We start from the raw sequence: 12014 nt of genomic DNA on the forward strand, positions 1-12014 counted from the left end.
GGCCCGGGCATCTGCGGCAGTGCGGATGCCCGGGCCGGAGCAGTGCTCGGAGTACCGGGTGGGTGCAGCAGGACCGGAGCCTGCCGCGGGGTCAGGCCTTCACGGACACGAGCTCGAACTTCTCGTTCGGGTCGCCCTTGCAGTCGAACAGGATGATCGGGTTGCCGTTGTTCCAGACCGGGCCCGCCCCGGCGACGTTGATGCAGCGTCCGCTGGCGGGGTTGCGGAGCTGGCCGTCGGCGGTCCACTCGAACTTCTCGTTGGCGGCGCCGGCGACGCAGTCGAACAGGATGATCGGGGTGCCGTTGTCCCAGGTCGGCCCGGCGCCCTTGACGTTCAGGCAGCGCCCGCTCACGTAGTTGAGCAGCTGACCGTCAGCGGTGAGGCGGAACTGCTCGTTCGCGTCGCCCTTGCAGTCCCACAGGATGACCGGAGTGTTGTTGTCCCAGGTCGGGCCCGCGCCGGTGAGGTTGAGGCAGCGTCCGCTGCCCACGTTGCGCAGCTGGCCGACGGCGCTGGGGATCTCGTTGTCGGCGACGGGCCGGAACTTCTCGTTCGGGTCGCCCTTGCAGTCGAACAGGATGACCGGGGTGTTGTTCGGCCAGGTCGGGCCCGCCCCGGCGACGTTGATGCAGCGTCCGCTGGCGGGGTTGCGGATTTGGCCGTCGGCGGTCCACTCGAACTTCTCGTTGCCCGCCCCGGCGACGCAGTCGAACAGGATGATCGGGGTGCCGTTGTCCCAGGTCGGCCCCGCGCCCTTGACGTTCAGGCAGCGCCCGCTGACCGGGTTGCGCAGCTGGCCGTCGGCGGTGATCCGGAACTTCTCGTTGTCCGCGCCGAGCGTGCAGTCGAACGCGATGACCGGGTTCTCGTTGCCCCAGGGGCCGGCTCCGGCGAGGTTGAGGCAGCGCCCGCTGGCCGGGTTCAGAAGGTCGAAGACGCGGCTGGTTTGCGGGGTGATCCAGGCACCGAGGTCGTCGACGCGGGCGGCCTGTGCGCCGGTGCGGGTCTCGCTCGCCGGGGTGCCGAGGCAGCCGGCTTGCCAGGCGCGGGAGACGACGCCGGTGATCTCGCCGGTGGTGTTGACGACCGGGGCGCCGGTGTCGCCGGCGCACACGGGGGCGGCGCCGGTGGCGGGGGAGAGGTCGACGGCGGTGGCGCTGATGGCGCCGATGGTCTGGTTGGTGGTGCGCGGACCGCTGCCGGTGCCCCAGCTCGTGGCGGTGCGGCCGAAGCCGGCGACCTTCACGGCGGACCCACCCGTCGCCGCCGCGGTGGCAGCCTTGAGCGGGGCGACTCCGCTGATCGGGGTGGCCAGGCGGGCAAGAGCGGTGTCTCGGTCGCCGCGGGGGACGAGCTCGACGATGTCGACGCTGCGGCCGCCCGCGGTGAACGAGCTCTTCACGCCGGGCGCGCCGGCGGCGAGCGAGTCGGGGGCGTCGGTGAAGCAGCCGGCCGAGGTGAGGACCCACAGCGGGTCGACCAGGGTGCCGGTGCAGCCGCGGGATCCGGCCCGGCCCGGTGCGCCGACGGCGATGGAGCCGACGGCGGGGAACTCGGGGGCGGGCGTGGCGGCGGCGGTGCCGTCGGTGGCGACGAGTTCGAGCAGGACGGCCGGCTTGTTGCCGGTCGAGTTGTCGGCCTGGCCGACGGGGGTCCAGTCGTTCTTCGTGATGTCGACGTTGCTGGTGGCGCCTTCGGTGCTGAGGGTCGCCTTGATCGCGTGGCTGTCGCCCTTGATGTTGATGACGTTGGGAGTCTCGAGGGCGAGGTATCCGGAGGGTCCGGTGATCTTGAAGCAGACCTCGTACGGTGCGGCGACCTGGCGCACGACCCGGACCAGGCCCGACTCGGAGGCGCAGTCGGCGAGGCGGATGTTGCCGTCGCCGGCCTTCAGCGTCAGGTTCTGCTCGGCCAGGATCTTCGCGGCGTCCGGGTAGCCGAACGCCTCCACGGCCAGTGGCGCCGCGGGCTCCGTCGCGGACGCCGGCAGGGAGACGGCGGCGCCGGGTACGGCAAGCAGGGCGGCCACCAACACTGCGGGCCGCTTAATTCTCTGCAAAGGGAACCTCCAAAACGGGAAATACGGACTTCGTCAGGGCGAAAAATTGCCGGTCGCACGCTATCGAAAAAATGGATCGTCAGCCACAGGGTAGATATTATTGATATTGGGATGCGCGGGGGAATTTCGGGGAAATGGGGAATTTGTTAATATTATTCACAATGTGGACAAGATCGGTCGTCTCCGTGCCCCCGGTGAAGTTCCTGGGTCCGGCCTTCACCGCAAGGGCCGGGGTGGCGGCATCCCGACAGGCCGCCACCCGACAGCCCGAACGGCCCTCCGAGGCGTCTCCACGTCTTCCGATGTCCCGTCACCGCGCGCGCAGGCACGGTCATGTGATGGACCGTCGGCCAGCACGGCGGATCGGCCGTCAGAGGGCAGGGGCGACGGGAAGGGGCTGCGCGGCCGGATAAGGGGTGCCCAGGACGACAAGCCGGCCCCGGCCGCGCGGCGTCCACCAGGAGCAGGTCGAAGGCCCGTTGGCCGGGCCGCAAACAGCCGACGAGCGAAAGGGCCAGGAACGTGCGATCGGCCCACGTCGGGTAGGGCGCAGATCATCAGAAAGGTGCTGGACGGTACCGAATGCGGGCCGAGTTTCCGGCCGCCGCGCGGTACTCCGCCGTGCACTCGGAGATGCGTGACTCCTGCGGCGGCCGACGGGCCAAGCAGTTCTTGGGACTTCCGCCGCGGAGGCGGTGACGACCGCCGGGACTCCGCAGCGCCCGCCCTGCGCCGCGACCCCGCCACCCGCCCCGGGCCGTCCACGCACGGGCTGACGACCTCCCCGGCCGGCGTGGCGAATACCTCGTCCCGCCCGTCCTCGCCGCCGCGTTGCTCATCGTCTGGACGTTCAGGGCCGTGTTCCACCTCCGCATCCGCCGCGGGCCCTGCCGTCCGGGTCCGCGCCTGCTGCGGTCAGCTGCCGCTCGGCCGCGCCGTCGTCCGGCCGGGCGTCCACGTGCAGTGGCGGCCGGTGGAGGGTGGCGGCCCGTCATGGCGGGGTGGCCGCAGCGTCCCTGCGGTGGCGAGACGCACGACACCGCCGCCCTGCTCGACCACCGACGGAAGCCCGGCGGCACCCTGGGGAAGCCGGCTGGTCCGCCGAGGTCCCGGCGGCCCCGTGCGCGGGATGACCGCCCCAAGTCACCATCCCTGGCAGGTATTCCGCCACTCCTGCCCCGCGCCCGGTGGCTGACGGGCCGAGCCGCCGCGACTTCCCCTCGGTGGGCCAGGCCGGCCGAACGAGGGGCGAGCCAGATGCTTTGCGGCGCGCGCCGACGCAGCACGCGGAATGGCGTGGGCTCAGACCTGCCCGTGTTCGGCTGCCCACCCGATGATGGCAACGACGGCCTGGTCGAGACTGTCGGTGCGGCCCAGGCGCACGCCGTCGCCGTTACCGTTCCGCCCGTAGGCGCCCCACCCGCCGGCGTAGTCGATGGCCCATCCGATGGCCATGAACCCGTCGTGGTAGGCGGGATGCCACAAGAAGACGGTCTCCTCTCCGGAGTCGACTTCTCGGGTCGTCCGATAGCCGGCCCGAGACAGTTCCTTCTGCATCTTCCGCGACGGCTCTGTCACATCTCCCCCTGAGTAGACAAGCGAGCCCAGATTAGGCGCTCGATGAGAGGCGGGAAAGAGAACGTCCTCCGCTCCGTCGGGGCGTGGGGCGTGGCGAGGTGGCGTGAAGGGGCGCGGCCGGGCGCGCGGGACCGCTCGGGCCGAGTTTCAGGCGTTCCAGGTGTTCCTGGCGCCGGCGGGCACCAGAGGTGTGCCAGGCCGCGCGGCGCCGCCCGCGGACCCCGGGTTCGCGGGCGGGCGGGCGGGCGGCGCGGGGAGGGCCCTCGGCGCCGGGCCCCGCGTCGGCTGATAGGCCCTGCGCCGGCGCCGACAGCGAGCTCGCGGAAAAGCCGGAGCGGCATCCGAAAAATGCGCGAATGGCCCGCCGTGGCGGGCCCGTTGGCCCCGCCACCGACTGGAGCGACAGCACGGCCACCACGGGCCGGCCGCGCCGGGCCATTCGCATTGACCAGCGGGCCCGGCCGCTGCGAAGGCGGCGCGGCCTGCCCGCTCCCCGCCGGCCGACGGATCGTCAAACCGGGTCGCAGGCCCGACTTGTGACGGTTCGTATCCGGATGGGGCGGTGCACCCGAAATAGCGCGCTTTTCCCCGCTCGGGAATCCTCCGTCGACGGCCGCGGGCGAATTCCGATAGCTTGATCATGTTCGAATGATTACCCGCATCGAAATGTCCGAATTCTCGGCATGGGGAGGATAATTTTGCGCAGAGTTAAGACGCCTGTTCCGTTGCTGGCGGCCCTGCTGGCAATACCGGGGGCGGTCGCCGCGACACCGGCGGCCGCGGAAGAGGCGCCGCCGCCGCTGGCCGTCGAGACGTTCGCGTACCCGGACGCGGCGAAGATCCTCGCGGAGCAGAGCCTCACGGTGAAGACCGGCGACGGGAACATCAAGCTGGCCGACTGCGCGTCGGAGTCGGGACTGGTCCGGGTGGTCCGCCAGGTGGCCAGCCCGGCCGAGGTCTGCTTCAAGGTCACCGGCCCGTCCGGCTACCTCGCGGTGGAGACCGCGAACGTCATCAACATCAAGGGCGACAGCCACGCGATCAAGGCGACGCTCAGCACCGACGGTGCCACGAGCAGCGTCGACATCGCGAAGAACAACTGGACCCCGGTCGGCGAGGCCGACAACCAGACCGGCAACAAGCCCGCGATGCTGCTCGAACTGGTGGCCGGCGACGGCCCCGCCGCCCCGACGCCCACCCCGGAGTTCCCCGCCGTCGGCGCGCTCGCCGTCGGCGCCCCCGGCCGGGCCGCCTCCCGCGGCTGCACCGGCACCCTGGTCGACCCGCAGTGGGTGCTGACCTCCACCGGCTGCATCGCCGACCCGTTCCGTCCCAACGCCGACCTTCCGATCTTCAACCAGGGCACCCCGGCGACCAGGACGACCTTCACCGTCGGCGGACACACCGTCGACGTCGCCGAGTTCGGCACCCACACGGACCGCAAGGCCGTGCTGGCCCGCCTCGCCACGCCGGTCACCGACGTCACCCCGCTCAAGATCGCCGCGAGCGCCCCCGCTGCCGGCGACACCCTGAAGGCCGCCGGCTTCGGCCGCAACGCCACCTCGTGGTGGAGCGCCGCCCCCCGCACCACCACGCAGACCGTCGGCACGCTCTCCGCCACCGACATCGACCTCGCGCCGGCCGCCGGCGCGGCACCGATCTGCGCCGGTGACACCGGAGCCCCGCTGGTCAACGCCGCCGGAACGATCAGCGGCGTCGTCTCGCGCGCCTGGCAGGGCGGCTGCGCCGGCACGGCCTCGGCACAGAACGGCGCCCGGGCGATCCGGGCGGACGGCCTCGGCTCCTGGCTGCTCGCGGCCCGTGCCACCGATCCCGGCTGGAAGGCGTCCGTGCTCGTCAACGGCGGCAACGGCGCGCTCTACCGGGCGGTGCGCCTCGCCGACGGCAGCACCACCGACTTCACCGACATCCAGGCCCGCACCGGCGCCTCGGGCGGCGTGAAGGCGTTCGCGGAGACCGGCGTCAACAACGAGACCCACCTCTTCGCGCTCGGCAACGACGGCCACCTGTGGCACTCCGCGCTCCGCCCCGAGCGGCCCTGGCCGGCCGCCGCCGTCATCGCGAGCCCGCGCACCGACCTGACCGGCAGCGGCCGGACGCTGACCGGCATCACCGCGGTCTCCGCCGTGTCCATCGGCTGGGACCTGCACGTGGTCGTCGTCGCCGACGGCAAGGTCCACCACACCATGCGCGACAGCAACGGCACCTGGAGCGGCTGGGGCGACGTGCAGACGGTCGCCGGATCGATCGGCACCGTCACCACCGTCGCCATCGCGGGCGTCGGCAACGAACTGCAGGTCGTCGCCGTCGCCGGCGGCAAGGCGTACCACACCGTCCGCGCCGCCGCCGGCACCTGGAGCGGCTGGGGCGACGTCGCCCAGGCCGCCGGGGCGACCGGCCCGATCAGCGGCGTCACCGTCGCCGGGTCGGGCAACGACGCGCACATCGCGGTGCTGGTCGACAACGGAGCCCGGCAGTTCCACACCATTCGCCGCGCCGACCGGACCTGGCAGCCGTTCGCCGACCTGGCCGGCGTCTGGGGCGGCCTCACCGCCACCTCGATCAGCGCCTCGACGGTCGACGGACAGGTCCAGTTCACCGTCACCACCGGAGACGACCGCCTGCTGTGGACGGCCCGCAGGGCCGACGCGACCTGGGCCCAGGTCACCGCGCTGAACCTCGCCGGCACCTCCGGCGCCCACAACCGGAGCGCCGTCACCGGCTACATCGTCTGACCCCGCCCGTGCACCCGGCGGCGGCCGCGACACCCGTCGCGACCGCCGCCGGTCGCGGGTCCGCCCGCAGCACCGGCACGTCGACCCAGCGGCCGCACGGGCCTGCCCGGCCGATCCGACACGATCGGCCGGACCCGGGCCGCACGAACCCGAGAGGATTCCGGATCTTCGATGAAGATCACCAGACCACACCAGGCCCTACGCCTGCGCGCCGCCGTCGGGTTGGCGTTCGGCGGCCTGCTCGGCAGCCTGCTGGCCGCGCCGGCCGCGGCCGACAGCCCGCCGCCGATCGGGCCGGTCGCCGACCGCGTCTCCGCCGTGGCCGCGTGGAAGGCGGGCGGACCGGTCGTCAGGCGGGCCGCCGAGACCGCGCTGGCCGGCTCCGACGCCGACGTGGCCGCGTTCCTGGCCACCGGCCGCGCGGCCGCGTCCGAGCAGGACCTGCGCGCCCGCGTCGAGGAACTCGTCGCGGGCTCCGGCCCCTGGGTGCGGGACGCCGCGCGGAAGGCCCTCGCCGGCTCCGCGGCCGACGTGCAGGCGTTCGTCGACGGCGGCTACAAGCGGCCGTTCGAGGACGACCAGCGGCTGCAGCTGTCGCAGATCATGTCCTCCGGCGGGCCGGCCGTGCGCAAGGCCGCCGGTCTCGCGCTGGACGGCAGCAACGACGACGTCAACGCGTTCCTGACGACCGGTCAGTACCGGGCGCAGGAGGACGACGACCGGCTGAAGCTGTCCCAGCTGATGTCCAGCGGCGGACCGGAGGTCAAGAAGGCCGCCGGCACTGCCCTGGACGGCACCATCGACGACGTCCGGGAGTTCCTGCGCTACGGCTACCAGACCGCCGCCGCGCACGACGCCGAAACCCTGAACATCGCCCAGCTCGCGGACCTCACCAAGAACGCCGCCGACCAGGCCGGCGAGCAGTCCCGCGCGGCGAAGGACGCCGCCGCCAAGGCCGTCGACGCGAGCGCGCTGGCCAAGCAGGCCGCACAGCGCGCCGCCGACGAGACCCGGCAGGCCCAGGGCGAGGCGAAGAAGGCCTCCAACGCGGCCGGCAAGGCCGCCGACGCCGCCGACCGGGCCGCCAAGGCCGCCCAGACCGCCTCCCGGGCGGCCACCAGCGCCAACGAGGCCGCCCGCCAGGCCGCCTCCGCGGCCGCCGACGCCGCCCGGGCCTCCGGCCTCGCCGGCGAGGCCGCCGCCAAGGCCCAGGCCGCGGCCGGCCGGGCCGGGAGCAACGCCGCGGACGCCGCGGCCGCCAGGGACGCGGCGGTCGTCGCGCGCAAGGCCGCCGCCGACGCCAAGACCGCCGGCGAGGCCGCGCAGTGGGCCGGCCGCGCCACCCAGCAGGCCAACGAGGCCACCTCGGCGGCAAAGCTGGCCGGCGACAACGCCCAGGCCGCCGCCGACGCCGCACTGGAGGCGGCCACCCAATCCGGGGTGACCAGCGAGGCCGCGGAACGCGCCCGCCGGGCCGCCGACCGCGCCCGGTCGGCCGCCGCCGAGGCGCGCCGTGCCTCGGCCGCCACCGCGAAGATCTCCGCCGAGGCGAAGGCCGCCGCCGACGAGGCCCAACGCGCCTCCAACGCCTCCGCCGCCCACGCCGAAGCGGCCGCCGCCGCGGCCGAGCAGGCCGCCGCCCACGCGGCGAGGCCGCCACCGCCGCCGACACCGCGAAGGCCGCCGCCGAGGCGGCCCGGACCGCCGCCGACACCGCCGCCCAGACGGCGGAGCAGGCCCACAAGGTCACCGACATCGCCCGCGCCTCGGACGCCGAGCGGCTGGCCGCCGAACAGGCCGCCCAGACGGCCGTCGCCGAGCAGGCCTACTTCGAGGAGGCCCGCAAGGCCAAGGACGCGGCCTGGGAGTCCGGCAAGGCCACGGCGCTCGCCGCCGACACCCAGCGCCTGCTCACCGAGGCCACCGCCGCCGGCACCGACCGGGCGACGGCCGTCACCAAGGGCCGGCTGGCCGCCACCCGGCTGCTCAGCACCGGCGGACCCTGGGTCCAGGGCGCCGCGCAGAGCGCCCTGGAGGGCCACGACGCCGACGTCATGGCCTTCCTGACGACGGATCTGGAGACCGCGAAGCTCCGCGACGACCGCGCCAGCGTCACCGCCCAGGCCCTCGCCGCCACCAAGATCGAGCAGCGGCTGGCCGCCGAGACGGCCGCGGTCGGCACCCCGGAGCAAGTGCGGGCGTTCCTCGCGACCGGCGCCTATCCGGGCAAGGACGACGACGACCGGCTGGCCCTGTCGAAGATCATGTCCTCCGGCGGGCCGCGGGTGCGGGAAGCCGCCGGCAAGGCGCTGGACGGCACCATCGACGACGTCCGCGCGTTCCTCGCCACCGGCCAGTACGCCGCGCGCGACGACGACAACCGGCTGCTGGTCTCCCAGGCCATCTCCGCCGGCGGGCCCGAGGTCCAGGCCGCGGCCCGGGCCGTCATGTCCGGCCCGACCTCCGGCCTCCAGCCGTTCCTGTCCATCGGCCTGGCCAAGGCCCAGCAGCGCGACGCCGTGACCGCGGCCCACGTCGCCACCGTCGCCGCCTACCTGCAGGACATCGACGGCAACACCGCCCTGGCAAGCCAGTACGCGGCCGAAGCAGCGGCGGCCTACGCCACCGCCCGCGGCGCCAGCGACGAGGCCAAGGCCTACGCCGGCCAGGCCCGGACCTCCGCGGACGAGGCGGCGGCCTGGGCCTCGCAGGCCGCCGAGTCCGCCCGCCAGGCCAGGGCGTCCGCCGACCGGGCCGCCGGGTACGCCAAGCAGGCCCGCGCGTCCGCCGCCAGCGCGGACGCCGCCGCCCACCGCGCCGAGTACTCGGCTGCCGCCGCCGGCAGCTACGAGGCGAAGGCCAAGCAGTTCGCCGCCGACGCCCAGGACGCCAAGACCAAGGCGCAGGCCTCCGCCACCGCGGCCGGAAAGAGCGCCGAGGAGGCCCAGCAGGCCGCCCGGGACGCCGCGGCCGAGGTCGGCCGCAAGCAGCAGGCCGACAACGACGACGGAAAGCTGCAGAACGAGACCGCCGTCGTCGACAGCCTCGGCAGGGTCTCGTACATCGTGATGGTGCCGCGGCCCGACGTGAAGTACAGCTACACCGAGCACGGGTCGCACTGCGTCGAGTACGACCCCGAGTTCATGGCCGTCCTGCTCAGCAACTGGAGGGAGGAGGGCAAGAACCTCGTCTGCGACCAACCCGTGACCGTCAAGGCCACGGGCACGCTCGACTACTTCCTCAAGACCTGCCCCGAACCGGGCCTCGCCATCGCGACCTGCCTCGGCCGGTACTCGACCTGGGAGACCGTCCTCGTCGACAGCCAGACGCTGACCGACGTCACCTACGAGGCCACGGTCAAGAAGCAGTACAAGAGCACCAACCAGATGATCTTCGAAGCGCTCACCGGCGACTTCGTCAAGTGCTGGAACAACCCCGGGGTCAACGCGTCCTGCGCGTGGGCCGCCTCCAACTTCATCCCGTGGGGCACGCTCGCCAAGGGCGTCAAGGGCATCGCCGCCTTCCGCCTCGCCCTGGAGACCGGCATCGGGCTGGAGGACGCGAAACTCGCCGTCCAGGCGAGCCTCGACGGGTACAAGGCCGGCGCCGCCGCCAAGCTCACCCAGGCCGCCGACCTGATCGAAGCGGTCCGCGCCTCCCTGCGCAGCGGCGTCGGAATCGACGAGGCCCTCGCCGCGATCCGCGCCAACCCGTACGTGGACCGCGCGCTCGTGGAGCGGATGGAAGCGGCCCGCAACGCCCTCGCCAAGTGCAAGACGCGCCCCAACAGCTTCCTCGCCGGCACCCCCGTCCTGATGGCCGACCGCACCACCCGGCCCATCGAGACGGTCCGGGTCGGCGACCGGGTGCTCGCCACCGACCCGGTCACCGGCGAGACCGGGGCCCGCACCGTCACCGCGACGATCCGCACCCCCGACGACCGCGAGTTCACCGAACTGACCGTCCGGGGCCAGGACGGCGCCACCGGCGCCCTCACCGGCACCGACCACCACCCCTTCTGGGTGGAGAACCGGCAGGCCTGGGCCGACGCCGCCGCCGTGCTCCCCGGGGACACGCTGCGCACCGACACCGGCGCCGCCGTCCAGGTCGCGTCCGTGCGCCACTGGACCGGCCTGGAGCCCGCCTACAACCTGTCCGTGGACGGGCTGCACACCTACTACGTGCAGGCCGGCGGCACCGCCGTCCTGGTCCACAACACCGAGATCTGCGAGTACTACGGGGACTACACCACCGACGGCACCGAGCTCATCGGCACCCTGGAGGACGGCGCACTCTCCATGGTCGTCATCCGCGGGGCGAGCACGACCCCGGGCTGGCAGATGTTCGACGAGGTCATGGCGCACTTCAAGCCCGAGAACGTCCGCAGGTTCGACGCGGACTGGGGCGTGGCCCTCGACTCGAACCTGAAGGAGTTCAACGAGAACCTGCTGAAAGGCATGAGCCTCAAGGACGCCGCCCGCAACACCTTCTCCGGACGCAACTGCGCCCGCTACGGACTGACCGAGGTCGAGATCGACTCGTCCATGCTGGTCGGCACACCCGGCCACTACACCAAGGCAGCACCGAAGTTCACCCGCCCGACGGGCTGACCCGTCCGACCCGAAGGCCCGGCCCCGCTGTTGCAGCGGGTGCCGGGCCTTCGGGCTGCCGACTCAGGTGTAGACGCCCTCGCTGTACTCCTCGCGGGTCAACCGGAACCGGTCGGGCTGCTCGCGCCGCAACACCTCGTACCGCTCCGTGAAGACGTCGAGCGCGCCGTGCAGACTGCAGCCGCGCACCTGACGGATCGTCCGCAGCGCGGCGCCGATCCGACGCTCGAAGATGTCCAGGTCGACGCTGTCCGGTAGCTGCTCCACAGGCCAGAGGGTAGCAGCGGCGCCGCACCCGCCCGCGCCGGGACGACGCGGTGCCCGTCCGGGTTCGGCCCCGACGCGCTCGGTCTCCGGTGCAGGCCGCCGAGGTGCGGCGCGGGGCACATGCGGTCACTGCCGGCGGCGAGACCTCAGAGCGTGCAGCCCCGCGTGCACCGCGCACGCCGCCAACGCCCCCGGCGGTGCCAGCGTGAGCCCCAGGTAGACGTCCTTCAGGCCGAGCGGAGGCGCGCACGGGCCGGCCCCGAGCACGCAGACCAAGGTCCTCAGCAGCGGGAGCCACCCCATCACCGCGAGCGCCCCGGAGCCGTAGGCCGCGAGCAGGCCCCGGACGATCGGCAACGGCGCGTAGTCGCGGGTCGCCCACCAGGCCGCCGTGAGCTGGGCGGCGCAGGTCAGCACGATCAGCCCCCGGAACGGGGAATCCATCAGCAGCGTCATGAGGACGCCCAGCGCGGACGCGGCGAGGCCGACGGGAACCCCCAGCCGGACCAGGGGCCCGGCAGTCGGCCGGGGAGGGCCGAAACCGGCGGCCGGCCGCCTTCGCGCCGCACGCCCGGCGACGTACCGCCCGGCGACCGGTATCAGCACCGCCGTCACCGTCAGCGGAGTCAGGGCGGACGCGGCGACGCGGGCGGATTGGAGCACGAGGCTCAGGACGAAGACCTAGCGCCCCGGGAAGCTCCGGGAACAGGAAGGACGCCGCGTACAGCGTCAGGCTCGGCA

At 73.5% G+C, this 12014-nt stretch carries 7 protein-coding genes; 3 read left to right on the top strand and 4 right to left on the bottom strand.

The genetic code is table 11. The features are described from left to right. Positions 1-91 precede the first annotated feature (91 nt). Positions 92-2032, bottom strand: coding sequence for a ricin-type beta-trefoil lectin domain protein (locus KCH_RS46330; protein WP_157032340.1), 1941 nt, complete (start codon positions 2030-2032; stop codon positions 92-94). A gap of 1332 nt (positions 2033-3364) precedes the next feature. Beyond that, entirely contained in the window at positions 3365-3619 is a 255-nt protein-coding gene (locus KCH_RS35705; protein ID WP_035870246.1) for a hypothetical protein, read from the bottom strand. A 746-nt stretch (positions 3620-4365) separates the two neighbouring features. Here KCH_RS35705 and KCH_RS38370 point away from each other — a divergent pair. The 3 genes from KCH_RS38370 (at position 4366) to KCH_RS45655 (ending at position 11006) form a co-directional block, all read left to right on the top strand. After that, complete coding sequence (locus KCH_RS38370; RefSeq protein ID WP_051653823.1) at positions 4366-6396, top strand: trypsin-like serine protease; 2031 nt, start codon at positions 4366-4368, stop codon at positions 6394-6396. A 171-nt stretch (positions 6397-6567) separates the two neighbouring features. Further along, entirely contained in the window at positions 6568-8463 is a 1896-nt protein-coding gene (locus tag KCH_RS43625) for an ALF repeat-containing protein (RefSeq protein ID WP_051653824.1), read from the top strand. Then, on the top strand, positions 8379-11006 hold the full coding sequence (locus KCH_RS45655) for a polymorphic toxin-type HINT domain-containing protein (RefSeq protein ID WP_425268926.1): 2628 nt from the start codon (positions 8379-8381) through the stop codon (positions 11004-11006). The genes KCH_RS43625 and KCH_RS45655 overlap by 85 nt, the downstream gene beginning before the upstream one ends. A 63-nt stretch (positions 11007-11069) precedes the next feature. Here the strand turns inward: KCH_RS45655 and KCH_RS35730 are convergent, their stop codons facing one another. Together KCH_RS35730 and KCH_RS35735 are read right to left on the bottom strand one after the other, a co-directional pair. After that, entirely contained in the window at positions 11070-11273 is a 204-nt protein-coding gene (locus tag KCH_RS35730) for a hypothetical protein (protein ID WP_035870253.1), read from the bottom strand. A 126-nt stretch (positions 11274-11399) separates the two neighbouring features. Continuing rightward, positions 11400-11936 carry a hypothetical protein gene (locus tag KCH_RS35735; RefSeq protein WP_035870255.1) on the bottom strand — a complete coding sequence of 179 codons (537 nt, stop codon included), beginning with the start codon at positions 11934-11936 and terminating at the stop codon, positions 11400-11402. Positions 11937-12014 lie beyond the last annotated feature (78 nt).

Source organism: Kitasatospora cheerisanensis KCTC 2395 (genome assembly GCF_000696185.1).
Classification (GTDB): Bacteria; Actinomycetota; Actinomycetes; order Streptomycetales; family Streptomycetaceae; genus Kitasatospora; species Kitasatospora cheerisanensis.

Bases quoted from the DNA above. Each gene is read 5' to 3' on its own strand.
- KCH_RS35705 (WP_035870246.1), bottom strand. From the start codon at position 3,619: ATGCAGAAGGAACTGTCTCGGGCCGGCTATCGGACGACCCGAGAAGTC.
- KCH_RS43625 (WP_051653824.1), top strand. From the start codon at position 6,568: ATGAAGATCACCAGACCACACCAGGCCCTACGCCTGCGCGCCGCCGTC.